Source organism: Chelatococcus composti, from assembly GCF_014201415.1.
Classification (GTDB): Bacteria; Pseudomonadota; Alphaproteobacteria; order Rhizobiales; family Beijerinckiaceae; genus Chelatococcus_A; species Chelatococcus_A composti.
In genome coordinates, this window is record NZ_JACHEH010000002.1 from 170,424 (window position 1) to 194,721 (window position 24,298).

At 69.0% G+C, this 24,298-nt stretch carries 23 protein-coding genes and 1 other RNA gene; 11 read left to right on the forward strand and 13 right to left on the reverse strand.

Annotated features, from left to right (window positions below; all coding sequences use genetic code 11):
• Positions 1-72 precede the first annotated feature (72 nt).
• Complete coding sequence (locus HNQ73_RS04090; RefSeq protein ID WP_183332549.1) at positions 73-1,242, forward strand: DNA recombination protein RmuC; 1,170 nt, start codon at positions 73-75, stop codon at positions 1,240-1,242.
• Positions 1,243-1,250: 8 nt separating this feature from the next.
• Here HNQ73_RS04090 and HNQ73_RS04095 read toward each other — a convergent pair whose 3' ends face one another.
• The 11 genes from HNQ73_RS04095 to HNQ73_RS04145 all read right to left on the reverse strand — a co-directional run bounded on the left by HNQ73_RS04095 (position 1,251) and on the right by HNQ73_RS04145 (position 13,818).
• Complete coding sequence (locus HNQ73_RS04095; RefSeq protein ID WP_306415743.1) at positions 1,251-2,171, reverse strand: ribokinase; 921 nt, start codon at positions 2,169-2,171, stop codon at positions 1,251-1,253.
• Positions 2,168-2,797, reverse strand: a complete 630-nt coding sequence (gene upp, locus HNQ73_RS04100) for a uracil phosphoribosyltransferase (RefSeq protein WP_183332551.1) — start codon at positions 2,795-2,797, stop codon at positions 2,168-2,170. The genes HNQ73_RS04095 and upp overlap by 4 nt, the downstream gene beginning before the upstream one ends.
• Positions 2,798-2,889: 92 nt before the next feature.
• Positions 2,890-4,158 (reverse strand): URC4/urg3 family protein, encoded by a 1,269-nt coding sequence (locus tag HNQ73_RS04105; protein ID WP_373284850.1) that lies wholly within the window; start codon positions 4,156-4,158, stop codon positions 2,890-2,892.
• Positions 4,159-4,171: 13 nt separating this feature from the next.
• The gene (locus tag HNQ73_RS04110; protein ID WP_183332553.1) at positions 4,172-5,431 is read right to left on the reverse strand and encodes a GTP cyclohydrolase II; all 1,260 of its coding nucleotides are present in this window, start codon (positions 5,429-5,431) and stop codon (positions 4,172-4,174) included.
• A 126-nt stretch (positions 5,432-5,557) separates the two neighbouring features.
• Positions 5,558-6,796, reverse strand: a complete 1,239-nt coding sequence (locus tag HNQ73_RS04115; RefSeq protein WP_183332555.1) for a phosphopentomutase — start codon at positions 6,794-6,796, stop codon at positions 5,558-5,560.
• 86 nt (positions 6,797-6,882) lie between these two features.
• Positions 6,883-8,499 (reverse strand): ABC transporter ATP-binding protein, encoded by a 1,617-nt coding sequence (locus HNQ73_RS04120; RefSeq protein ID WP_183332557.1) that lies wholly within the window; start codon positions 8,497-8,499, stop codon positions 6,883-6,885.
• 4 nt (positions 8,500-8,503) lie between these two features.
• Entirely contained in the window at positions 8,504-9,670 is a 1,167-nt protein-coding gene (locus HNQ73_RS04125) for an ABC transporter permease (protein WP_183332559.1), read from the reverse strand.
• 1 nt (position 9,671) lies between these two features.
• Positions 9,672-10,745, reverse strand: coding sequence for a microcin C ABC transporter permease YejB (locus HNQ73_RS04130; RefSeq protein ID WP_183332561.1), 1,074 nt, complete (start codon positions 10,743-10,745; stop codon positions 9,672-9,674).
• Entirely contained in the window at positions 10,746-11,150 is a 405-nt protein-coding gene (locus HNQ73_RS04135; protein WP_183332563.1) for a DUF4260 domain-containing protein, read from the reverse strand.
• On the reverse strand, positions 11,147-13,033 hold the full coding sequence (locus HNQ73_RS04140) for an extracellular solute-binding protein (RefSeq protein WP_183332565.1): 1,887 nt from the start codon (positions 13,031-13,033) through the stop codon (positions 11,147-11,149). The genes HNQ73_RS04135 and HNQ73_RS04140 overlap by 4 nt, the downstream gene beginning before the upstream one ends.
• 233 nt (positions 13,034-13,266) lie before the next feature.
• Entirely contained in the window at positions 13,267-13,818 is a 552-nt protein-coding gene (locus tag HNQ73_RS04145) for a c-type cytochrome (RefSeq protein ID WP_183332567.1), read from the reverse strand.
• A gap of 272 nt (positions 13,819-14,090) precedes the next feature.
• On the opposite strand from HNQ73_RS04145, the gene HNQ73_RS04150 reads away from it, so the two are divergent.
• From HNQ73_RS04150 to HNQ73_RS04160, 3 genes are all read left to right on the forward strand, one after another.
• Positions 14,091-14,828 (forward strand): 3-deoxy-manno-octulosonate cytidylyltransferase, encoded by a 738-nt coding sequence (locus HNQ73_RS04150; protein ID WP_183332569.1) that lies wholly within the window; start codon positions 14,091-14,093, stop codon positions 14,826-14,828.
• 20 nt (positions 14,829-14,848) lie between these two features.
• Entirely contained in the window at positions 14,849-15,706 is an 858-nt protein-coding gene (locus tag HNQ73_RS04155) for a prephenate dehydratase (RefSeq protein ID WP_183332571.1), read from the forward strand.
• A 177-nt stretch (positions 15,707-15,883) separates the two neighbouring features.
• Entirely contained in the window at positions 15,884-16,519 is a 636-nt protein-coding gene (locus tag HNQ73_RS04160) for a GNAT family N-acetyltransferase (protein ID WP_183332573.1), read from the forward strand.
• Here the strand turns inward: HNQ73_RS04160 and nudC are convergent.
• Both nudC and HNQ73_RS04170 read right to left on the reverse strand, forming a co-directional pair.
• Positions 16,494-17,507, reverse strand: a complete 1,014-nt coding sequence (gene nudC / locus HNQ73_RS04165) for an NAD(+) diphosphatase (protein ID WP_183332575.1) — start codon at positions 17,505-17,507, stop codon at positions 16,494-16,496. The two genes, HNQ73_RS04160 and nudC, sit on opposite strands and share 26 nt — an antisense overlap.
• 13 nt (positions 17,508-17,520) lie before the next feature.
• Complete coding sequence (locus HNQ73_RS04170) at positions 17,521-17,946, reverse strand: HIT domain-containing protein (protein ID WP_183332577.1); 426 nt, start codon at positions 17,944-17,946, stop codon at positions 17,521-17,523.
• Positions 17,947-18,152: 206 nt separating this feature from the next.
• On the opposite strand from HNQ73_RS04170, the gene HNQ73_RS04175 reads away from it, so the two are divergent.
• The 7 genes from HNQ73_RS04175 to HNQ73_RS04205 all read left to right on the forward strand — a co-directional run bounded on the left by HNQ73_RS04175 (position 18,153) and on the right by HNQ73_RS04205 (position 24,289).
• Positions 18,153-18,914, forward strand: a complete 762-nt coding sequence (locus HNQ73_RS04175; RefSeq protein ID WP_183332579.1) for a class I SAM-dependent methyltransferase — start codon at positions 18,153-18,155, stop codon at positions 18,912-18,914.
• A gap of 68 nt (positions 18,915-18,982) precedes the next feature.
• An RNA gene (ffs, locus tag HNQ73_RS04180) (signal recognition particle sRNA small type) lies at positions 18,983-19,079 on the forward strand.
• 98 nt (positions 19,080-19,177) lie between these two features.
• Positions 19,178-21,028, forward strand: coding sequence for a DNA polymerase III subunit gamma/tau (locus HNQ73_RS04185; RefSeq protein WP_183332581.1), 1,851 nt, complete (start codon positions 19,178-19,180; stop codon positions 21,026-21,028).
• 53 nt (positions 21,029-21,081) lie between these two features.
• Complete coding sequence (locus HNQ73_RS04190) at positions 21,082-21,405, forward strand: YbaB/EbfC family nucleoid-associated protein (RefSeq protein ID WP_183333308.1); 324 nt, start codon at positions 21,082-21,084, stop codon at positions 21,403-21,405.
• Between the two features lie 45 nt (positions 21,406-21,450).
• On the forward strand, positions 21,451-22,053 hold the full coding sequence (gene recR, locus HNQ73_RS04195) for a recombination mediator RecR (RefSeq protein WP_183332583.1): 603 nt from the start codon (positions 21,451-21,453) through the stop codon (positions 22,051-22,053).
• 82 nt (positions 22,054-22,135) lie between these two features.
• The gene (locus HNQ73_RS04200) at positions 22,136-22,675 is read left to right on the forward strand and encodes a retropepsin-like aspartic protease family protein (protein WP_183332585.1); all 540 of its coding nucleotides are present in this window, start codon (positions 22,136-22,138) and stop codon (positions 22,673-22,675) included.
• Between the two features lie 114 nt (positions 22,676-22,789).
• Positions 22,790-24,289, forward strand: a complete 1,500-nt coding sequence (locus HNQ73_RS04205; RefSeq protein ID WP_183332586.1) for a phosphomannomutase/phosphoglucomutase — start codon at positions 22,790-22,792, stop codon at positions 24,287-24,289.
• The last annotated feature ends 9 nt before the right edge of the window (positions 24,290-24,298 follow it).

The window sequence follows — 24,298 nt, forward strand, 5'->3', positions numbered from 1 at the left end:
CATTCCGGCGGCACGGGTCAATGTGTTCCGCTTTCGTTCGCGTCCGGCCACCGAATCGGCTAGCCTGCGTGCATGAACGACATTGCCCTCACCGTCGGTACCTACGCCTTCACCTACGCCCAGGTGGCGCTCGGCTTCGCCGTCGCCGTCATCCTGCTGCTCGCCCTGCTCGCGCGCAGCACGGCGCGGGCGGCGCACGAGCGCTCGCTGGAGGCCGCTGCCGCCGCCGAACGTGCGCGCGAGTTCGACGAGAAGGTGGCGGAGATGGCGCGTCTGCAGGCCGAGATGCACGGCCGCATGCAGACCATGGCGGAGATCTTCGGCACCCGCCAGGCGGACCTCGCGCGGCTGCTGAGCGAGCGGCTCGACGGCCTGCAGCACCGCGTCGGCCAGGGGCTGGAGACCACCGCGCGCCAGACGAGCGAGAACATCGCCCGCCTCAACGAGCGCCTCGCCGTCATCGACGCCGCGCAGAAGAACCTGACCGACCTCACCGGCGAGGTGGTGGGCCTCAAGGAGATCCTCGCCAACAAGCAGGCGCGCGGCGCCTATGGCCAGGGGCGGATGGAGGCCATCGTCCGCGACGGCCTGCCGCCGGGCGCCTATACCTTCCAGGCGACGCTATCGAATCGCACGCGGCCTGACTGCCTCGTCCACCTGCCGGGCGACCATCCGCTCGTCATCGACGCCAAGTTTCCGCTCGAGGGCTTTGCGGCCTTCCGCGACGCCCGGAGCGAGGAGGCGCGGCGGCAGGCGGCCCAGCGCGTGCGGGCGGACGTCACCGCCCACGTGCGCGACATCGCCGAAAAATACCTCATTCCCGGCGAGACGCAGGACATGGCGCTGCTCTTCGTCCCGTCCGAGGCGATCTATGCCGATCTGCACGAGCATTTCGAGGACGTGGTGCAGCGGGCCCATCGCGCGCGCGTGGTGGTTGTCTCCCCGTCGCTCCTGGCCCTCGCCATCCAGGTCATGCAGTCGCTGGTGCGCGACGCGCGCATGCGCGAGGAGGCGCAGAAGATCCAGGTGGAGGTACGCCGCCTGCTCGAGGACGTGAGACGCCTCAGCGACCGGGTGGAGAAGCTCGACAACCACTTCCGTCAGGCGCAGGAGGATGTCGGCCAGATCCGCATCTCCGCCGACAAGATCGTCAAGCGCGGCGAGCGCATCGAGGCTCTCGAGTTCGACGATTCCGAGCCGTCCCGCCCGGCCATCCCCAGCCCGGTCCGGGCGGCGGAATAGGCCGCCGCTCAGAGGAACTTCCCGGCCACCGCGGCCTCGATGGCCGCCCTGTCCGGAATGCTCGGCTGCGCACCCGCCTTCGTGCAGGCGAGGCTGCCGGCGGCGACGCCGCGCTGCAGCGCCCCGGTGAAGCCGTAGCCCGCGGCGAGAGCGGCAGCGAAGGCGCCGCAGAACGTATCCCCCGCCGCCGTCGTGTCAACCACCGTCACGGGAAGCGCCGGCACGGCCCGGCGCACACCGCCTGTCCAGGCGACGAGACCTTCGGCACCCAGCGTGACGATGGCCGCGATGCCGTGGCGGGCGTCGATCTCGCGGGCGATCGCATCCGGGTCGCCTTCCGCAATGCCGAGGGTCCCGGCCATCACCCGCGCCTCGTGCTCGTTCATGACGAGGATGTCGACGAGCCCGACAAGCGCGGGGTCCGCCGGCCCCGCCGGGGCGAGATTGAGCACGACGCGCGCGCCGTGCGCCTTGGCGATGCGCGCCGCGGCGATGCACTCGGCCTCCGGCACCTCGCGCTGTAGGAGAAGGATCGCGCCCGTCTGCCAGTCGAGGTCCGCCAGCGCCGCGGCGCTCGCATGGCCGTTGGCCCCGGCTGCGACGACGATGGCGTTCTCGCCGGCGGCATCCACCGTGATGAAGGCCGCCCCTGTCGGCTCGTCGAGCCGCGCCACGCGGGACAGGTCGACACCCGCGGCCTCGAGAAGGCCGAGCGCGACGTCGGCGAGCCCGTCCCGCCCCACGGCCCCGGCCATGACCACACGCGCGCCGGCACGCGCGGCGGCCAGCGCCTGGTTGGCCCCCTTGCCGCCCGGATGCACGGCATAGCCCGGCCCGATCACCGTCTCGCCCGGCGCCGGGATGCGATCGACGCGGGTGACGAGATCGGCGTTGAGTGAGCCGAAGACGACGATCATCCCGCCGGTCACTTGGTGCCGTACATCCGGTCGCCGGCGTCGCCGAGCCCCGGCACGATGTAGCCGTGGTCGTTCAGCCGCTCATCGATGGCCGCGGTCCAGATGGGCACATCGGGATGCTCGCCGCGCAGCTTCTCGATGCCCTCGGGGGCAGCAAGCAGGCAGACGAAACGAATCTCCCGGGCGCCACGCTCCTTCAGCCGGTCGATGGCGGCGACAGCCGAATTGGCTGTGGCCAGCATCGGGTCCATGACGATGACGAGACGCTCGGCGAGGTTGGCCGGCGCCTTGAAGTAGTATTCGACGGCCGTCAGCGTCTCGGGATCGCGATAGAGGCCGATGTGGGCGACGCGGGCGGAGGGCACGAGGTCGAGCATGCCGTCCAGGAAGCCGACACCGGCGCGCAGGATGGGCGCGAAGACCAGTTTCTTGCCGGCGAGCATCGGCGCGCGCATGGGCGTCAGCGGCGTCTCGATCTCGACATCCTCGAGCGGCAGGTCGCGCGTCACCTCATAGCACAGCAGCATGCCGATCTCGTTCAGCAGCTGGCGAAAGCCCTTGGTCGAGCGCGACTTGTCGCGCATCAGCGTCAGCTTGTGCTGCACCAGGGGATGGTCGACGACGGTAACGCCTTCCATGGATCGGCTCCGGCCTCTGGATCAATGATGGGAGCGGTCCTGCGCCGCTTGCCCGACAATAAGCAAGGGCATGCCACAGCGGGAAGGCCGAATCAGAAGACCGTGCCGTCGCTGGCGATGGAAAGCGGTGGAGAACCGTCGCGGCGCTTCTCCCGTGCAATCCGGCGCCCGGCCGCCCAGGTGCCCCCCTCGAGCACGCGTGCGAGCGGCAGGGTGCGCTCGTCGCAGCCGAGCCGCTCGCGCACCAGGCGGGCCACCTCGTCGAGCAGGGCCACCGTCAGCGCCCGCCACTCGACGACGAGGGGCGAGGACACCTCGTGCGTGCGCGCCAGATCCTCCGGATCCTTCAGGCGGATGGCGCCGAGATCGATGAGAAGGCCGCCGTTGCGGTATTCGGGCAGGCCGGTGAGCCCGTCGATGCCGGTGACGACGAGGCCCGCCTGCTCCAGCGGCTCGATGAGCGAATAGGCCAGCCATTGCGAGAGCTTGTGGAAAGGCACGAGGCCCGCGGTGCCACCCGCGCCGGGCATGAGCGGATGCATCCACGTGTCGCCAAGTTCGACGCCGGCGATGGTCAGGCGCGCCGGCCAGACCGCCGACAGATGCGCGAGGAGCATGTGCAGGATGAGTTCGGCCGGCACCTCCCCGCCGGCGCTCTCGGCGACGAGCGCGTCGAAAAGGCCGCCCGGCCGCGGCCCGTCGGCACGGGCGAAGATGTCGGGCTTGCCCGCCGCCACCGTTCCGAGCCCGTAGAGCAGCGACGCCCGGCCCTCGAGGCCGACGAGCGCGTTCTGCTCGTCCGCCTTGAAGCCCGCCGCGAGGTCACGGCCCGTCAGGCTGCGCAGGCGCCTGGCGTCGGCGCGCAGCGGATCGTCGGCCTTCGCGGAGAAGAGCCCCGCCTCGAACATGCGCAGCGAGGCGATCGCGAGCCCCTCGGAGCGGGCATAGGTCTCGCCCGTCTCGGCCTCCCGGTAGCGCCAGACGGGTCCGGCGCCTGCGTCGAGGAGCACGCTGACGATGGCAAGGTCAAAGGCTGCCCTGGCCCTGGCAGCCGTGTCCGGCCACCGCGTCCGCGCCGCAAGCGCCGCCCAGCGGTCGTGCCCGCCCGCCGAGAAGTGCCGCCAGCGGGCATGGAAAGGGATGGCGAGCGTCGGATAGTTGGCCCGGATGGTATCGACCACATAATCCGCCACCAGGGGCAGCCGATCCATGTCCACGGCGCAGTGGAGAAGGCGCCCCTCCTCGGCCATTGCCAGCATGGTCCGGGCCCGCTCGCGCACCGCCCTGGCCGACAGGAGCCCCCTCACCGCGTCGGACGAAACGCTCTCGGCTTCACGCGTGCGCACCGGCCTTCCCATCATCGTCCGCCAGTCCTCAGTAAAGATCGAGCGCGCGACCGACCGTCGTCTTGAGCGCCTCCTCGTCCGGCGGCGGCTCCGGCGTGTAGTAGCCCGCCGCCTTCTTCGCCGCGAGCTCCACCTGCGCATCAGGCGGCACCAGCTCGTCCGGGATCGGCACCCGCTCGCCGATCTCGATACCCGAGCCGGTGATGGCGTCGTACTTCATGTTGGACATCGAGATGAACCGGTCGATGCGGCGGATGCCGAGCCAGTGCAGCACATCCGGCATCAGCTGCTGGAAGCGCGCATCCTGCACGCCGGCGACGCATTCCGTGCGCTCGAAATAGGTGGCGGCCTGATCGCCGCCCTCCTGCCGCTTGCGGGCATTGTAGACGAGGAACTTCGTGACCTCGCCGAGCGCCCGTCCCTCCTTGCGGTTGTAGACGATGACGCCGGCGCCGCCCTTCTGTGCCTCGCGCACGCATTCCTCGATGCCGTGCACCAGATAGGGGCGACAGGTGCAGATGTCGGAACCGAAGACGTCGGAGCCGTTGCACTCGTCATGCACGCGGCAGGCGACGGTGCGTTTCTCGTCGGTGAGCGCCGCGACGTCGCCAATGATGTAGACCGTCGTGCCGCCGATGGGCGGCAGGAAGACGTGCAGGTCCGGCCGCGTCACGAGTTCGGGGAACATGCCGCCCGTCTGCTCGAACAGCGTGCGTCGCAGCTTCTGCTCGCTGGTGCCGAAGCGTTCCGCCACGCCGGGCAGGTACCAGACGGGGTCGATGGCGATCTTGGTGACGGCGATGTCGCCGGAGGCGTGCAGGATGGTGCCGTCGGCCGCCAGGCGATGGCCTGCGATCGCGGCCAGGATCTCCGGCAGGTTGAGCCGCGCCCGGGTGACGGCGATGGTGGGCCGGATGTCCACCCCTTCCGCAACCTCGCGGGCGAAGGCGGTCGCCACCATGTGGCCGAAGGGATCGAGCGAGACGATGCGTCCGGGCTCGCTCCATTGCGGATGCGGCCCGATGGCGACGACCGGCTCGGTGTTGGTCAGGTCCGGCCGCGCCAGCGGGTTCAGCTGGCCGGACGAGACGGCGAGCGCCCGATAGAGCGCATAGGCGCCACCGTGTGCGCCGATGACATTGCGCAGGCCAGGGTTCGTGACGGTGCCGATCACCGGCCCTCGCTCGGCAGGATCGCTGGCGCCCCAGCGGATGGGAAAGCGCGCAGGTGCCTCGGGCTCGGGATGGGAGGTAAGACGAATATGGCTCGACCGGTTCGGCGTCGTCATGGCCTGTACCCCGAAGAGAACGAGCCCTCGCCGAACAGGCCGAAGGGCTCGAAGGGTCTTGACCGGATGGAGCTTGCTGCACCGCGCAGACGGCGTCAACTCAAGGCGCAATCTGTCTGATGGAGGCTAGGCGCCCCGCGCGCCCAGGGGCCACGGCCGGCCCGGCCCGGACGTCGGCAGGCCGAGATGGACGGCAAGCGTCTCGCCGATATCGGCAAAGGTCGTCCGCAGCCCGATGGGCCCTGGCACGACGGCCGGGCCGAAGGCGAGCACCGGCACCTGCTCGCGCGTGTGGTCGGTGCCGCGCCAGGTCGGATCGTTGCCGTGGTCGGCGGTGACGACGGCGACGTCGCCGGGACCGAGCAGTGCCTCGATCTCGGGCACGCGCCGGTCGAAGGCCTCGATGGCGGCCGCATAGCCGGCGACATCGCGGCGGTGGCCATATTCGGTGTCGAAATCAACGAGATTCGAGAACACAAAGCCCCCGTCCGGCAGCGTCCGGAAGGCTTCGAGCGTCGCCGTCATCACGGCGTCGTTGCCGTGGGGCTTGATCTCCCGTCCGGTGTGCCGGTGCGCGAAGATGTCGCCGATCTTGCCCACCGTGACGACGGCGCGACCAGCCTCGGCGAGCCGGTCGAGGATCGTCCCATCGGGCGGGGGGATGGCGAAGTCCTTGCGGTTGCCGGTGCGCGTGAAGCCGCCGTCCGCCGTGCCGACGAACGGCCGGGCGATGACGCGGCCGATCCTGAGCGGATCGACCAGCCTGCGCACGATGCGGCACAGGTCATAGAGCCGCTCCAGGCCGAAGACCTCCTCGTGCGCGGCGATCTGCAGCACGGAATCGACCGAGGTGTAGAGGATCGGCTTGCCCGTGACCACGTGCTCGGCACCAAACTCCTCGATGACGGCGGTGCCGGACGCGTGCCTGTTGCCGAGTATGCCGGGCAGATTTGCCTCGGCGACGATCCTGGCGACGAGCTCCCGCGGGAAGGCGGGGCACTTGTTCGGGAAATAACCCCAGGCAAAGGGCACCGGCCGGCCCGCGATCTCCCAGTGGCCGGAAGGGGTGTCCTTGCCGATGGCCGTCTCGCGCGCCACGCCCCACTGCCCCCCTGGCGCGTCCGGCCGTGGAACGCCGGCAAGCGGCCGACCGACCGACAGTTCGCAGGCATGCGAGAGGCCGAGGCGGGCAAGGTTGGGGACGGCAAGCGGCCCCCGGCGCAGGCCCTGCCGGTCCCCCGCGCCTGCCGCGCAGGCCGCCGCAATGTGGCCGAGCGTGTCGGCCCCCTCGTCGCCAAAGGCAGCCGCATCGGGGGCACCGCCGGCACCGACCGAATCGAGCACGATGAGAAGGGCGCGTGGCATGGCGTGCGTCTCTCAGGAATGCGCGGGGGGCGCCGGTTGTAGGATGCCCCGGCGGCCGGCGAAGTCATTTAACTTTGCAGATTGTTTCAGGTCACCTCCTTCGCGCGCGCGAAGGCGGCGGCAAAGAGCCTGCGCGTGTACTCGTGCTTCGGCGCGGCGAAAATCTCCTCGGCCGGCCCCTCCTCCACCACGACGCCGTCCTTCATGACGATGAGGGAATTGGCGAGCGCGCGCACCACCTTGAGGTCGTGCGAGATGAACATGTAGGCAAGGTTGCGCTCGGCCTGCAGCTTGCGCAGCAGGTCGACGATCTGCGCCTGCACCGACATGTCGAGCGCCGAGGTCGGCTCGTCCAGCACGACGAACTTGGGATCAAGCGCCATGGCACGCGCGATGGCGATGCGCTGGCGCTGGCCGCCGGAGAACTCGTGCGGATAGCGGTCCATCGCCGCCGGGTCGATCCCGACGTCCGCGAGCGCGCGCGCGACAATCTCGCGCCGCTCGGCGAGGGACAGGCCCGGCTTCTGCACGCCGAGGCCCTCGCCAACGATCTCGGCAACGGACATGCGCGGGCTCAGCGAGCCGTAGGGGTCCTGAAACACCACCTGCAGGTCCTTGCGCAGCGGCCGGATCTGCTTCTGTCTGAGGCCGTCGATGTGCCGGCCGAGAAAGACCACGGGCCCCTCGCTGGCGATGAGGCGCAGAAGCGCAAGGCCGAGCGTCGTCTTGCCCGAGCCCGATTCGCCGACAACCCCGAGCGTCTCGCCCGCACGGATGGAGAGCGAAATGCCGTCGACCGCCTTGATGTGGCCGACGGTGCGCCGGAACAGCCCCTTCTTGATGGGGAACCACACCCTGAGCGGCCCGGCCTCGACGACGACAGGCGCCGTCTGCGGCACCGGGCGGGGCTCGCCCTTCGGCTCCGCGGCCAGCAGCTTCTGCGTGTAGGGGTGCTGCGGACGCGCGAAGACCTCCTCGACCGGGCCAGTCTCCACCACGCGACCTTCCGTCATCACGCAGACCCGGTCCGCGATGCGGCGCACGATGCCGAGGTCGTGCGTGATGAACAGCAGTGCCATGCCGAGCCGCTTCTTGAGATCGGCAAGCAGGGCGAGAATCTGCGCCTGCACGGTCACGTCCAGCGCCGTCGTCGGCTCGTCAGCGATGAGCAGGTCCGGCTCGTTGGCGAGCGCCATGGCGATCATGACGCGCTGGCGCTGGCCGCCGGAGAGCTGGTGCGGATAGGCATCGAGCCGCTCGGCGGCCGAGGTAATGCCGACGAGCTCGAGCAGCTCGAGCGTGCGGGCGCGGGCGGCTGGCCCGCTCATGCCGCGGTGCAGCCGCAGAATCTCGCCGATCTGCCGCTCGATGGTGTGGAGCGGGTTGAGCGAGGTCATTGGCTCCTGGAAGACCATGGTGATGTCGTTGCCGCGCACGGCCCGCATCTCCGCCTCGCTTGCGGCAATGAGATCGCGGCCCTTGAACAGCACCTGGCCGGAGGGGTGGCTGGCGGACGGATAGGGCAGGAGCTTCAGCACCGACAGCGCCGTCACCGTCTTGCCCGAGCCCGATTCACCCACGATGGCCAGCGTCTCGCTCGGCGCGACGTCGAACGACACGCGGTCGACGGCGAGCACCTCCCGTCCCCCCTGGCGGAAGGCGACGGAGAGATCCCGGACGCAGAGGAGAGGGCTCGTTGCCATCGGCTCAGCCAAAGGTCTTGCGCGGATCGAAGGCGTCGCGCACCGCCTCGCCGACGAAGACGAGCAGCGACAGCGTGATGGCGATGACGAAGAAGCCGGTGAGGCCGAGCCAGGGCGCCTCGAGGTGATTCTTGCCCTGCGCCAGCAGCTCGCCGAGCGAGGGCGACCCCGGCGGCAGGCCGAAGCCGAGGAAGTCGAGCGAGGTCAGCGTCGTGATCGAGCCATTGAGGATAAAGGGCAGGAAAGTGAGTGTCGCCACCATGGCGTTCGGCAGAAGATGGCGGAACATGATGGCGCCGTTCGACAGGCCGAGCGCACGGGCGGCGCGCACGTACTCGAAATTGCGCGCGCGCAGGAATTCCGCCCGCACCACGCCGACGAGCGCCACCCACGAGAACAGCAGCAGGATGCCGAGCAGCACGAAGAAGCCGGGCGTGATGACGGCCGAGATGATGATGAGCAGGTAGAGCGCGGGAATCGCCGTCCAGATCTCGATGAGCCGCTGGAAGACGAGGTCCACCCAGCCCCCGAAATAGCCCTGCACCGCGCCCGCCACCACGCCGATCAGCGAGGAGATGGCGGTCAGCGTCAGGCCGAAAAGCACGGAGATGCGGAAGCCGTAAATGAGCCGCGCCACCACGTCCCGGCCCTGGTCGTCGGTGCCGAGCCAGTTCCACTCGATGTCGGCGCAGCTGCTGCCGCCGACACGCTCGGCCGAAGGCCGGCACTCGGCGTCGGAGAGCAGCCACGTCGGCGGCGAGGGGGCCGGCACCGGCAGGTTGCGGTTGTGGGTGTTGTAGGAGAAGCGGATGGGCGGCCACAGCGCCCAGCCGTGCGTGGCGATCTCGTCCGCAATCACCGGGTCGCGATAGTCCGTGACGGCGAGAAAGCCGCCGAACTTTTCCTCCGGATAGTCGACGAACACCGGCATGAGCAGCTCGCCCCTGTAGTAGACGAGGATCGGCCGGTCGTTGGCGATGAACTCGGCGAAGAGGCTGACGACGAAGAGGACGGTGAAGATCCAGAACGACCAGTAGCCGCGCCGGTTCGCCCGGAAGTTGGCGAGGCGGCGGGCGTTGATCGGCGAAAGGCGCAGGAGCCCCCGGCGCGGCAGCGGCGGGGCGAGCGTTGCCGGCTCGTCCGGCCCGGCGAGGGTGGAGGTCACGGCCATCTCACACCTCCCGCGTCTCGAAATCAATGCGCGGATCGATCCACATGTAGGTGAGATCCGAGATCAGGTTCACGACGAGGCCAATGAGGGCGAAGATGTAGAGGTTGGCGAAGACCACCGGATAGTCGCGGTTGACGATGGCCTCGAAAGACAGGAGCCCGAGACCGTCGAGCGAGAAGATGGTCTCGATCAGCAGCGAGCCGGTGAAGAAGGCGCTGATGAAGGCCCCCGGAAAGCCCGAGACGACGATGAGCATCGCGTTGCGGAAGACGTGGCCGTAGAGCACCTGCCGCTCGGACAGGCCCTTCATGCGCGCCGTCAGCACGTAATGCTTGCGGATCTCCTCGAGGAAGGAATTCTTGGTCAGCAGCGTCGTGGTGGCGAAGGCGCCGAGCGTGAGCGACAGCACAGGCAGCGCAATGTGCCAGAAATAGTCGCCGACCTTGGCCAGGAGGGACAGTTCGCTCCAGTTGTCCGAGGTGAGCCCCCTGAGCGGGAAGATCTGCCAGAAGGAACCGCCGGCAAACAGCACGATGAGCAGGATGGCGAAGAGGAAGCTCGGGATGGCATAGCCAACGATCACGATGGCCGATGTCCATGTGTCGAAGCGCTCGCCGTCGCGCACCGCCTTGGCAATACCGAGCGGTATCGAGATGGCATAGGAGATGAGCATCATCCACAGCCCGAGCGAGATCGAGACCGGCAGCTTCTCGGCAATGAGGTCGAGCACGGCGATGTCGCGGAAGTAGCTGCGGCCGAAATCGAAGGTGGCGTAGTCCAGCATCATCTTGGCGAAGCGTTCGGGCGCCGGCTTGTCGAAGCCGAACTGCTGCTCGAGCTCCTTGATGAAGGCCGGGTCGAGCCCCTGCGCGCCGCGGTAGTGCGACTGGCCGGCGTCGCCCGCCGCACCGCCGCCGAATCGGCCGGTGGCGCCGGCATCGGTGCCCTGGATCTGGGCCAGCACCCGCTCCACGGGCCCGCCGGGCGCGAACTGCACGATGATGAAGGAAACGAGCATGATGCCGAACAGCGTCGGCACCATAAGGAGGATGCGTCGCAGCGCGTAGGCCAGCATCTAGGACGCCACCGCCTTCCTGCCGACGGGACCCAAGTGCGTGTCGCCGAAGCCGCTCGCGTATTTGAGCCCGTAGCCGAGCGCCCGGTCGAATCCGATGTGGGCAACCCAGATCGCCGCCACGGCCAGCACCTCCTCCATCCCCAGGGCGAACCCGGCCGCGGCGAGCACGGCCGGCCCAATGTGCGAATGGAGGGCATTGTAGGCGATCGCCCCGGCACGTGCACCGGCAAGGTAGGCGAGGAAGCTGACGTCCGGTACAAAGAAGAGCGCCGCATAGAGCCACCAGGGCGCCCCCGTGAGGGAGAAGGCGAAGGTCGCCGCCCCCCACGTCACCAGCCCCTCCGCCCGCAGCAATACGCGCGGCCCGCCCGCAACGGCCGGGGAATCGTTCGCTCCACTCATCTTGCGAGGCCGATTCGCTTGGCCTTCTCGGCATCGTACCACCACGTGCCGGGCGCGCCCGAACCGTATTTCGGCGTCTTGTCAGGCCGTGAGAAGACGTCCCAGTAAGCCACCAGCGTCTTGTCCTTGTACCACATGGGCACCCAGTAGCGCCCGGCGCGCAGGATGCGGTCGAGTGCACGGCAGGCGATGGTCAGTTCCTGGCGCGTCCTGGCACGGCCGATGCGCTCGATGAGCGCATCGATGGCCGGATGGGCGATGCCGGCGATGTTGCGCGAGCCTGGCGTCCTCGCCGCCTCCGAGCCGTAGACCACGCGCAGGCTGTCGCCAGGCGTCAGGCTGCCGGACAGCGCCATGCTCGTCATGTCGAAGTCGAAGTCGTCGATGCGCCGCCGGTACTGGGCAGCGTCGACGATGCGCGAGCGCGCCTCGATGCCGAGCCTCTGCAGGTTCTCCTGGAAGGGCTGCGTATGCGGCTGCAGCGTCGGCTGGAAGTCGAGGAACTCGATGGTGAAGGGCTGCCCGTCCGGCAACAGGAGGCGCCGGCCGTCGCGCTTGCATCCGGCCTCGCGCAGCAGCTCGTCCGCCCGCCGCAGCAGGGCGCGGTCACTGCCGGAGCCGTCCGAAACAGGCGGCACATAGGGCTCGCCGAAGACCTCCGCGGGCAGCTCGGCCCGAAAGGGCTCGAGAAGCGCCAGCTCCTCGGGCGAAGGCAGGCCCGTCGCCTTCATCTCCGAAGCCTCGAAGAAAGACGTCAGCCGCTTGTAGGCCGAGTACATGATGTTCTTGTTCGTCCACTCGAAGTCGAAGGCAAGGCCGATCGCCTCGCGCACGCGCGGGTCGCGGAACTGGGGGCGGCGCGTGTTGAAATACCAGCCCTGCGTGGGCACGGCCGAGCGCGTCGGGATCTCCTCGCGCCTGACGCGCCCTTCGCGCACGGCAGGAAAGTCATAGCCCGTGGCCCAGATTCGCGCCGTGTATTCCTCATGATAGTTGAAGACGCCCGACTTGAAGGCCTCGAAGGCCACCTGCCGGTCGCGAAAATACTCGTAGCGGATACGGTCGAAGTTGTTGACGCCCACGTTGACCGGCAGGTCGCGCCCCCAATAGTCCTCGACGCGCTCAAACTCGATGAAGCGTCCCACCTCGAAGCGACCGACCCGGTAGGGGCCGGAGCCCAGCGGCGGCTCGAGCGTCGTCGCCTCGAAGTCGCGACCGCTCCAGTAGGCCTTGGAGAACACCGGCAGACTCGCCACGACGAGGTGCAGGTCGCGGCTTCGCTGCGGCGACAGGCGGATGGCGACGATATCCTCCCGCTCCACCTCGGCCCCGACCACCTGGGTCAGGATGGCACGATAGTTCGGATGCCCTTTCGTCTTGAGGATGTCGAGCGAGAAGGCGACATCCTCGGCCGTGATGCGCGAGCCGTCGTGGAAGCGCGCCTCGGGTCGCAGCAGGAAGCGATAGGTCAGCTCGTCCGGGGAAATGCGCACCGCGCGCGCCACGAGGCCGTAGAGCGCGTCGGGCTCGTCGCCCGAGCCGGCCATCAGCGTGTCGTAGGTCAGGTCCATCCCTGCCGCGCCGTCGCCGCGCAGCACGAAAATGTTGAGCGTGTTGAAGGTGTCAAAGTTCTGGTTGCCGCCCGCCTGCTTGATCTGCAGCGACAGCGTGCCCCCCTTCGGCGCATCGGGGTTCACGTAGCTGAAATGCTTGAAGTCCGCCGGATACGCGAGGTCGCCGAAGGCGGACAGGCCGTGCACCTCGGCCTCCTCGGCGAGCCCCATGCGCGGCACAAACAGCCCGGCGGCCGCCGCGCCGCCCGCCGCGAGCAGCGCACGCCGGGTGAAGGAAAAGCGCGTCGGGTCGAACAGCGGTCCGTTCACGTGTCTCGTCTCCTCCGACAAGGGGCCGGGCGCGCCGATGTTCGACCAGGCAGCCGGCCTCCTGCGCGCCGCCACGCCGGTGCGGCGCGAAGCGTCTGCACAGTAGGACGGGCGGCCCGGTCAGCGGAACCCCGGTTGTCGAAAATGTGTGACGAGAGCAGCCCCGGTGGAGCGCACAAAATGATTCGGCCGGGCTGTTGGCCCGGCCGTCGAAACCTGTCCCGCTTGTCCGCTCACTCGGTCGGCAGCGGCTCGGGATTGTCCGAGAGGGTACGCAGATAGGCGAGGATGTCGGCCCGCTCTTCCGGCTTGGCGACGCCGGCGAAGGCCATGATCGTGCCCTTCATGTAGCCCTTCGGATTGGCAATGAACTCGTTGAGATGCTCGAAGGTCCACTTCTCGCCGTTGGCGCCGTGCTCCTTGAGCGTGGCGGAATAGCTGAAGTCCGGCACCTCTGCGATCTGACGCCCGACGACGCCCCACAGGTGCGGGCCAACCTTGTTCGCGCCGCCCTTCTCGAAGGTGTGGCAGGCCTTGCACTTGGCAACGGCCTTCTCGCCGCGGGCCGGGTCGGCCTTGGCCAGAAGCTCGGGCAGCGGCACGGCGGGCGCCTTCGGGGCGGCTTCGCCACCACCGGTCGTTTCCTCGGCCGAAGGCAGGTCGTAGCCGGGCACCGCGGGCCGGTGCGGGGCAAAGATGATTCCCGCCACGATATTGAGGCCCATGACAAACAGAAGGGTGCCCAGCACGGCGCCCGCAATCTTGTTGAGCTCGAAGGAATCCATCGGTCGGCAGCTCCGGTCCGTCGTTCCGGACGAGGTGTCGGCAAAGGCAAGGCGCCGCGCGAGAGCAGCCCCATGCGGCGGCGGATGATTACCCGCTTTGCCGGGCTTTTGGCAATAAGGCGCGTGCGGTTATGTCGTCGCACCGCCCTCACGCGCGGAATTGTCCACCGCGCGTGAGGGGAGGACGGACGGCGCAGCGCCTGCTATAAGCCCCCCGCGCCGCCTGCCAGCACCCGGCCGCGCCTCGACGAGACCGACCAGCGAAACGCGACATGTCCGATCCCATCGTCCTCATCCCCGCCCGCCTCGCCTCGACGCGCCTGCCGGACAAGCCCCTGGCGGACATCGCAGGCGAGCCGATGATCGTGCACGTCATGCGCCGGGCCGAGGAGGCGGGCATCGGCCCCGTCGTCGTGGCGACCGACACGCCCGCCATCGCGGAAGCTGTCACCAAGGCCGGCGGGCGCGCCGTGATGACCCGCGAGGACCACCAGTCGGGCTCGGACCGGATCCACGAGGCGCTCGAGCGCCTCGATCCCGAGGGGCGCCACGACATTGTCGTCAACGTGCAGGGCGACCTGCCGACCATCGATCCGCGCGTCATCGCAGCCTCGCTGCGCCCCCTGGCCGACCCGGCGGTCGACATCGCCACCCTCGCCGCCGTCATCACGCGTGAGGAGGAGCGGACAGAGCCGAGCGTGGTGAAGGCCGTCGGCAGCGAGATTGCGCCGGGCCATCTGCGCGCGCTCTACTTCACCCGCGCCACCGCCCCCTACGGCGACGGGCCGCTGCTGCACCACATCGGCCTCTATGCCTATCGTCGCGCCGCGCTGGCGCGCTTCGTCGCCCTGCCGCCCTCGCCGCTGGAGCGCCGCGAGCGGCTGGAGCAGCTCAGGGCCCTCGAAGCCGGCATGCGCATCGATATCGTCGTCGTGGATGACGTGCCGCTCGGCGTCGACACACCGCACGATCTCGAGCGCGCGCGCGCCATGCTCGCGCAGCGCCGATGACCCCTCACGAGGATCCTTCGATGGCCAAGAAGATCATCGCCTACCAGGGCGAGCCCGGCGCCAACTCCCACATCGCCTGCAAGGACGTCTATCCCGACTGGGAGCCGCTGCCCTGCGCCACCTTTGAGGACGCTTTCGCCGCAGTGCAGGAGGGGCGGGCCGAGCTGGGCATGATCCCGATCGAGAACTCGATCGCTGGACGCGTCGCCGACATTCATCACCTGCTGCCGACATCCGGCCTGCACATCGTCGGCGAGTACTTTCTGCCCATCCACCACCAGCTGCTGGCGCCGAAGGGGGCGACGCTCGCCACCATCAAGACCGTCTACAGCCATGTCCACGCCCTCGGCCAGTGCCGCAAGATCATCCGCAAGCTCGGTCTCAAGGCCGTGGTGGCCGCCGACACGGCAGGCTCGGCCCGCATGGTGGCGGAATGGAACGATCCCACTGCCGCCTCGCTCGCCACGCGGCTCGCCGGCGAGATCTACGGCCTCGACACACTCATGGAGGATGTCGAGGACGATTCCCGCAACACCACGCGCTTCGTCATCCTCTCGCGCACGGCGCAGTGGATGGAGGTGGGCACCGGCAAGGCCGTCACCAGCTTCGTCTTTCGCGTGCGCAACGTGCCAGCGGCCCTCTACAAGGCGCTTGGCGGCTTCGCCACCAACGGCATCAATATGACGAAGCTCGAGAGCTACATGGTGGAAGGGCAGTTCTCCGCCACCCAGTTCTACGCCGAGGTGGAAGGCCATCCGGAGGAGCGCCCCCTCAAGCTGGCGCTCGAGGAGCTCGGGTTCTTCTCGCGCGAGCTCAATATCCTCGGCGTCTTCCCCGCCCATCCCTATCGCGAGAACATCCGCGAGCCGGCGGAGTAGAATCGCGCCGGCGCGGTGCTGCGCGGCCCGCCGCGACATGTTATGGTGCACCAACGACAGGAAGCCGGCCTTTCGAGCCGGCTCGGCGAAAGTCGTGTTGTCATACCAGTGTCGCCCTTTTGTGGCCCTTCTCCTGGTCGAAGCTGCACGCCAATCGCAAGATCAGGGAGCCGCGCCATGTCGATCATCATCAGACGCGCCACACCGGCGGACATCGAGGCGATCGGCCGCCTCGTCATCGACGTCTGGCGGGAGACCTATCGCGGCATCCTGTCGGACTACGTGCTCGCCACGCAGACCGTGCCGGTTGGCGAGCGCAGCATCCGTTATGTCGGGCTCGACAGCGACGGCAGCGGCCGCGCCGCGCTCGTCGCCGAGCGGGCCGGCACGATCGTGGGTTTCGCTGCCGGCGGCCCTGCGACCGACGGCAGCCTCGGCACCGAGGCGGAGATCGCGCCCCCGTACGTCGCCCGGCGCCTTCAGTTCCGTGGCATCGGCGGCCGGCTGATGGGCGCTCTCGCTCATGCGCTGATCGCCTCCGGCCACAAGAGCGCCGGCCTGTGGATCCCGCGTGACAATGTGGCGGCCGTCGCCTTCGCCCGCGCGCTCGGCGGCACCGTCGCCGGCACACGCAGCACCTGCGCCGGCGAGACGATGCTGGAGGAGGTCGCGGTCATCTGGCCCGACCTCGCCGAACTCACCGTCTGGCACGCGGAACCGGCCGCCCTCTCCCGCGGCGCGCGGGGCTCCGGCCTCGCCGCACCTGACATCGTCGCCGCCGACGCGCTCACCCGCTGCCGGATGGACGGCTGAGCGGCCCCGTCAGAAGCCCTTCCCCCTCCTCGACAAAGGCCTTGAGGAGGTGGTGGGCGATGGCGAAGGGCAGCGGCGCCGTAAGCCCATCGGGATGTTCCCCGCGCAGCATGGCGCCGACCTCGGCGCGCGTGAACCAGCGCGCGTGCTCGAGTTCGAGTGTGTCGACGACGAGATTCTCGTCGAGTGCCTCGGCGATGCAGCCGATCATCAGCGACGAGGGGAAGGGCCAGGGTTGCGAGGCGAGATAGTGCACGCGCCCGGTGCGGATGCCCGCCTCCTCCATGGTCTCGCGCCGCACGGCATCCTCCACCGTCTCGCCTGGTTCCACGAAGCCGGCAAGGCAGGAGTACATGCCCGGCGCGAAGCGCGCCTGCCGGCCCAGCAGGCAGCGGTCGCCGCGAACCGACAGCATGATGACCACCGGGTCGGTGCGCGGAAAGTGCTGCGCGCCGCAGGCGGCACAGTCACGCCGCCAGCCGCCGCTGGCACTCGCCGTGCGTGCCCCGCAGTTTGCGCAGAAGCCATGCCGGCGGTGCCAGTCCATCAGCGCCTTGGCCTCGCCCAGCGGGCCGAGCTCGTCCGGCGGCAGCAGGCCCTGGACAGCGATGGAGCGCAGGTCGATGGCGAAAAGGCCGCCCTGCTTGAGCCTTTCAGCCTCGCCCGCCGCGATCAGCGTCGCGAACAGGGGCGTGCCGTCGAGCGTGCCGAGCAGCGCCGTCTCGACGACCGGCGCCAGCGCCGCGGCCTCGGCCATGGTGAAGCGTGGCGTGAAAGCTTCACCCTCGCGCCGCAGGATCGGCACGTCCCCCGCAACGACGAAGGACCGCGCCTCGGGCGCCGCCATCATCGCCGCGATATCGCTGGCCTTCTCCCGCCGCTCCGAATGCCGCACGAGGCGATTGCGCGAAAAGCCGATCCGCGCCGAGCGCTCGGGAAAGGGCTCGCCGGCCGGTAGGGCACCGTGGTCTGACCTGTCGCGGGCCATGCCTTCCATCCTCTCACAGGCCGAGCCGGGCACACAGCCCGGCCACGAGCCGCTCCGCCGTCGCAGCGTCGTAGGGCTCGGCTCGGCCGACGCCCCAGACGGGCCCCGGCCAGGCGACATCGCCCCTCGTGCGCGCGATCACATGGACATGGAGCTGCGGCACCATGTTGCCCAGCGCCGCCACGTTGAGCTTGTCCGCCGGCACGAGATCACGCAGCGCCCCCGACACTTGCCGGATCTCCGTGCTCAGGGCCGCATGGTCCGCCTCGGACAGGTCGATGAGCTCGCACACCCCGGCCCGGCGCGGCACCAGGATGAGCCAGGGAAAGCGGCTGTCGTTCATCAGTAGCAGCCGCGACAGCGGCAGGTCGCCGACAGAGAGGGTATCAGCCTCGAGGCGCGCGTCGAGCTGGAAGGAAGCGGCGGCACTGTCCGGCATGCTGGCAGATCCTGTGGAAGCCATTGGGGACTGCCCCATCTATAGGTCGCGCCCGCCGATCGGCCAACGGCGAAAACATGCCGCCGGCCGCCGCTATCACTGGTTGCGATATTGAATTAATACAACCTTATGGTTAGTGTCTCCGATCGCTGCAACCCAGCACCGCCCATCTCCTCCTGCCACCACTTCCTGCTCCCGGAGCCGCCATGAAACTCTATCGACGGGCACCCCAATGGCTTCATGACGACAAGCTGTTCCTGGAAGAATACGTGGCCAAGGTGCCCGGCTGGCTGTTCGACTACACGGCCGCCCGGACCATGGACCTCCTGCGCTGGCAGGAAGAGCAGAAGAAGGAAGGGTCGCTCCTTGAGATCGGCGTCTTCGCCGGGCGCTATTTCTCCATCCTTGCCCGGTCGGCCCTGCGCACCGGCTCGCGCATCGTAGGGGTCGACACCTTCCAGTTCGTTTCCGAGCAGGAGCTTCCCGAGCAGCACCTGCGCTTCATCCTTGAGCTCCACCCGGACGTCGTCTTTCTGGCGCGGCCCTCCATCGCCGTGACGGCGCAGACGCTGCTCGCTGTTCTGGAGCAGCCCGCCCGTTTCATCAGCATCGACGGGTCGCACGAGGCGGCCGATGTCCACTGGGACCTGCGACTGGCAGAAGAGCTGCTGGCGCCCGACGGCATCGTCGCCGTGGACGACTTCCTCAATCCGCTCACGATGGGCGTCGGTGAAGGCGTGCACCGCTTCTTCTCCGTCCCCCGCGCACTCGCCCCCTTCGGCTACGTGGTCAACAAGCTCTTCCTGTGCCGGCCGGCCTGCACGCAGACCTACAGCAAAGTGCTGGCGCAGGCTGTCGCCGACGACGCCGACCATCCGCGATCCATCCAGTTCGTCGCCGACCAGGCCGCCGATCCCAACCGTACCCGAGCCCGGTTGTGGGGGCACGAGTTCCTCAACGTCCATTGATGCGCCCGTGCTGTGGAGGCTTCAGCTTGCGGCTTGCACAAGCGGCCGCGATCCCCGATATAGGGGACGGGAGGTTGGCGTTGGACGTTCCACTCGCCAACCGGGTCAGGTCCGGAAGGAAGCAGCCCTAACGAGATCGGGCGGGTCTTCGTCCAGCCTCCCACCTCGATCAGACCGGGATCTGGCCTCTCTCGGGACGTCGCCCACAGCGTCGGACACGTGGTTGCGGCCACGGTCCCGCGAGCCGCAGCGTGAAGGGGCCGATGGCGGATTTCGAGACCGTGACGGACAACGGCGGCGCACCGGATGATGCGCCTGGCCTGCCTGGCCTGCCCCAGCCGGCTCCCGCACCACAGGCTGCCAGCGCCTACCGGGTTCTTGCACGCAAGTATCGCCCCCGCGCCTTCCCCGATCTCATCGGGCAGGAGGCGATGGTGCGCACGCTCTCCAACGCCTTTGAAACCGGCCGCATCCCGCAGGCCTGGATGCTGACCGGCGTGCGTGGCGTCGGCAAGACGACGACGGCGCGCATCCTCGCGCGCGCCCTCAACTACGAGCGCCCCGGCGTCACCGGCCCCACCGTCCATATGCCGGAGCTCGGCGTGCACTGCGAAGCCATCATGGAATCGCGGCACGTCGACGTGATGGAGATGGACGCCGCCTCGCACACCGGCATCGACGATGTGCGCCAGATCATCGACGGCATCCGCTATGCTCCCGTCTCGGCCCGCTACAAGGTCTACATCATCGACGAGGTGCATATGCTCTCGGAGAAGGCGTTCAACGCCTTCCTGAAGACGCTGGAAGAGCCGCCGCCGCACGCCAAGTTCATCTTCGCGACGACCGAGATCCGCAAGGTCCCCGTCACCATCCTCTCGCGCTGCCAGCGCTTTGACCTGCGCCGCGTCGAGGCTGGCACGCTCGTCGCGCACCTGACGCGAATCTGCGCGGCCGAGCAGGTGCAGGCCGAGCCGGAGGCGCTCGCCATGATCGCCCGCGCAGCCGAGGGCTCGGTGCGCGATTCGCTGTCGCTGCTCGACCAGGCCATCGCTCACGGCGCGGGCCGCGTCGGCGTGGAGGAAGTCCGCGCCATGCTGGGCCTCGCCGACCGCGGACGTATCGTCGACCTGTTCGAGCACATTATGCGCGGCGACCTGCCGGCGGCGCTCGGGGAGCTGAAGAGCCAGTACGACGCCGGAGCCGACCCGGCGGTTGTCCTTACCGACCTTGCCAGCTTCACCCATTTCGTCACCCGCCTCAAGCTGGTGCCTGCCGCAGCCGATGATGCCGCCATCACGGATGTCGAGCGCACGCGCGGCGCCGAGTTCGCGGCGCGGCTCTCAATCCGCGTCCTCTCGCGCACCTGGCAGATGCTGGTAAAGGGCATCGCCGAGGTCCAGGCGGCACCGCGGCCCATCGCGGCCGCCGAGATGGTGCTGGTGCGCCTCGCCTATGCAGCCGACCTGCCGACGCCTGATGAGGCGCTGCGCCTGCTGCGCCAGGGCGGCGCCTCCGCAGCCGCGGGCGGCAACGGCCCCGCGCCCTCCGGCGGCGGGCCGATGATGAGCGCCGCCGAGCGCCCGCGCCCCGTGCTCGCGGCGAGCGGCTCGGCCGCCGCGCAGGCTCCCGCCTCCGTCGCAGCGCCGGCAGCCGCTGCCGCGGCGCCGCAGATGCGGCTTGCCCGGTTCGAGGACCTCGTCGCCCTCGCCGGCGAAAAGCGTGACGTGGCGCTGAAGCGCGCCCTGGAGCGGGACGTGCGGCTCGTCCATTTCGAGGACGGGCACGTGGAGTTCGCGCTCGTCGAGGGCGCCAGCAAGACGCTGGCCGGCGACCTCGCCCGCCGCCTGCAGGAGTGGACAGGGCGGCGCTGGGTTGTCTCCATCGCCCGCGAGTCCGACACCCCCACCCTGCACGAGAAGGCCGAGGCGGAAGCGGCAGAGCGCCTGAGCGGTGTCGCGGCCCACCCCCTCGTCCAGGCGGTCATGCAGCGCTTTCCCGGCGCCGCGATCGTGGACGTGCGCCCCATCGCGGCCGAGGAAACGGTGCCCGCGCCGGCGGAGGAGGAAGGGCTCGCCCCGGCTGAGGAAGATCTCTATATCGACGATGATTTCTGATCGGGCCGCCGTCAGGTCGCCCGGTATTCTGTTCGCGCAAGCGGGAGACGATGATGAAGGACCTGATGGGCCTGATGAAGCAGGCGCAGGCCATGCAGCAGAAGCTGGCCGACATGCAGGCCGAGCTCGGCAACCTCGAGGTCGAGGGCACGGCCGGCGGCGGCGTGGTCACCGTCCGCATGACCGCCAAGGGCGAGGTGCGCGGCGTGAGCATCGACCCGAACCTGATGAAGGCCGAGGAGAAGGAAATCCTCGAAGACCTCCTCGTCGCCGCCTGCAACGATGCCCGCCAGAAGGGCGAGCGCCTCGCGCAGGAGCGGATGGCCGAGCTGACGAAGGGCCTGCCGCTGCCGCCTGGCCTCAAGCTGCCGTTCTAGCCCCCCTGATCCCGGCACGCTGACTGAACCATCGCCGCCTTCGCCATGCCCTCTCCGGTCGGACCCGAGATCGAGCGCCTCATCCAGCTTCTGGCCCGCCTGCCCGGGCTCGGCCCGCGCTCGGCCCGGCGGGCGGCGCTGCATCTCATCAAGAAGCGCGAGCAGCTGCTGGCGCCCCTCGCCGAGGCGGTGCGCGTTGCCGCCGAGCGCGTCGTCGTCTGCTCCTCCTGCGGCAACGTCGACACGAGCGACCCCTGCGCCGTCTGCTCCGATGCGCGGCGCGACCCTTCCGTCCTCATCGTCGTGGAGGACGTGTCGGACCTGTGGGCCCTCGAGCGCGCGGCCGTCATGAACGCGCGCTACCACGTCCTCGGCGGCGTGCTCTCGGCCCTTGACGGCGTGCGTCCGGAGGACCTCAACCTCGACAGACTCGTCGCCCGCGCCTCCGCGCCGGAGGTGAAGGAAGTGATCCTCGCCCTCAACGCCACCGTCGACGGCCAGACCACGGCGCACTACATCACCGACCTCCTCTCCCACCTGCCGGTGAAGATCACCCGCCTCGCCCATGGCGTGCCTGTCGGCGGCGAGCTCGACTATCTCGACGAGGGCACCCTCTCGGCCGCCATCCGCCAGCGCACCGCGTTCTGACGCGGCCGCCGGAGGTTCACCCGCCGTTCACGCTTGTCCGGCATGATGTGGCTGACGTCCGCCGCTCGCGAGGAAAGGCTGCATGACGGGGCTCATCGTGAAGACGACGGCCGCGGCGCTCGTCGTGGTTGCGCTCGCCCTGTTCGTGACGACCGACCTCGCCCGGCGCCTCGCGGTACCGCAGGCGCCCGTAGAGACGCAGGCGGCCGCGCCTGCCGTCGATGCCCCGCGCCCTTCGCGCGCAAGCGGCGGCAGCGAACGGCTGAGGAGAACCAGCAACGGCCATTTCGTGGCCGAGGTCCGCGTCAACGGCGTCCCCATGCGCATGATGGTGGACACGGGCGCAAGCCTCGTCGTCCTCAATGAGGACGATGCGGCGCGCGCCGGCATCCGCCCCTTCCCGAGCGACTACAAGCTTCGTCTCGGCACGGCCAACGGCACGACCCTCGGTGCACGCACCATCTTGCGCGAGGTGCAGCTCGGGAGCATCGTCGTGCGCGACGTGCAGGCCGTCATCCTGAAGCGCGAGGCGCTCGCTACCGGGGGGCTCCTCGGCATGTCGTTCCTCTCCCGCCTCGGCGGCTTCGAGACCACCGCCGACACGATGGTGTTGAAACCGTGAGGCGAGCCAGACCTTGACCCCCTCGGTCCAGCTTCTGCCGCCATTGCCGGCAAGGCTCGGACCCAACCATGTAACCGCACGACGAGAGCCCATCAGAAGGACGAAGCCAACTCCATGTTTCCGAAGCCTCTGCCGGCCCTGACGCCGAACACCTACGACTACGAATCGCTGCCGATGGTGAAACCCACCGGCTTTCGCGAATACGACGCGCGCTGGCTGTTCCAGAAGGAAATCAACCTCATGGGCGTCCAGGCGCTGGGTATGGGCCTCGGCACGCTCATCAAGGAGATGGGCGTCAAGCCCGAGATCGTGACGGGCCACGACTTCCGCGGCTATTCCTCGGCCATCAAGTATGCCCTCGTTTCCGGCCTCATGGCCGCGGGCATCCGGGTGAAGGACATCGGCCTCGCCCTGTCGCCGATGGCCTACTTCGCCCAGTTCGACCTTGACGTGCCGGCGGTTGCCATGGTCACCGCCTCACACAACGACAACGGCTGGACGGGCGTGAAGATGGGGGCGCGCCGCCCCGTCACCTTCGGCCCCGAGGAGATGGGCCGACTGAAGGACATCGTGCTGTCGGCGAGCTTCGACCTCTCCGGCGGGGGCGCCTACGAGTTCATCGAGAACTTCCCCGAGCGCTACATCGCCGACCTCACGAACCGTCCCAAGCTGACGCGCAAGATCAGGGTGGTCGCCGCCTGCGGCAACGGCACGGCCGGTGCCTTCGCGCCGAGAGTGCTCGAAGCCATCGGCTGCGAGGTGATCCCGCTCGATGCCGAGCTCGACCACACCTTCCCGCGCTACAACCCCAACCCCGAGGACATGAAGATGCTTCATGCCATGGCGGAGAAGGTGCGCGAGACGGGCGCCGACGTCGGCCTCGGCTTCGACGGCGACGGCGACCGCTGCGGCGTCGTGGACAACGAGGGCAACGAGATCTTCGCCGACAAGATCGGCGTCATGCTGGCGCGCGACCTGTCGAGCCTCTACCCCGGCTCCACCTTCGTCGTGGACGTGAAGTCGACCGGCCTGTTCAACACCGACCCTGCCCTCAAGGCGAACGGCGTGAAGGTGGATTACTGGAAGACCGGCCACAGCTACATCAAGCGCCGCGTCAGCGAGCTGTCGGCGCTCGCCGGCTTCGAGAAATCGGGCCACTTCTTCTTCAACAGGCCGATCGGTCGCGGCTATGACGACGGCATCCTGACGGCCCTTGCCGTCTGCGACATGCTGGACCGCAACCCCGGCAAGTCGATGGCCGACCTCTACCGCGACCTGCCGAAGACCTGGGGCTCGCCGACCATGGCGCCGCACTGCGCCGACGAGGTGAAGTACGAGGTCGTCGAGCGCGTGGTGAAGCGCTTCACCGAGATGCGGGACCGGGGCGAAACCGTCGCTGGCCAGAAGATTGCGGACCTCATCACCGTCAACGGGGTACGCGTCGTTGCCGAGGACGGCACATGGGGCCTCGTGCGCGCCTCCTCCAACAAGCCGGAGCTGGTCGTTGTCGTCGAGAGCCCGGTGTCGGAAGCGCGCATGCGCGAGATGTTCAAGGCCGTCGACACGGTGCTGCGCGAGAACCCCGAGGTCGGCGCCTACAACCAGACGATCTGATCGGCACCG